The sequence below is a fragment of the Pseudomonas persica genome (genome assembly GCF_900291015.1).
Classification (GTDB): Bacteria; Pseudomonadota; Gammaproteobacteria; order Pseudomonadales; family Pseudomonadaceae; genus Aquipseudomonas.
The window spans coordinates 1-247 of sequence record NZ_OLKL01000294.1; the positions used below are offsets into that span (position 1 = coordinate 1).

Consider the following 247-nt stretch of genomic DNA (forward strand, 5'->3'; position numbering starts at 1 on the left):
GGGCAAGTGGGTGATGCGGATCGCCGAATCGGTCTTGTTGACGTGCTGGCCACCGGCACCGGATGCGCGGTAGGTGTCCACGCGCAGGTCGGCCGGGTTGATCTCGATCGCCACCTGCTCATCGGGCTCGGGCAAAACCGCCACGGTGCAGGCGGAGGTATGGATACGGCCTTGCGACTCGGTTTCCGGCACACGCTGCACGCGATGCGCACCGGACTCGAACTTCAGCTTGCCGTAGACGCTGTCC

Annotated in this window: 1 protein-coding gene; it reads right to left on the reverse strand. The window is 65.6% G+C overall.

Annotation, left to right across the window (positions count from 1 at the left end):
- The coding region (locus FQ664_RS26635) for a PCRF domain-containing protein (protein WP_144175969.1) at nt 1-247 on the reverse strand (247 nt) is incomplete at both ends.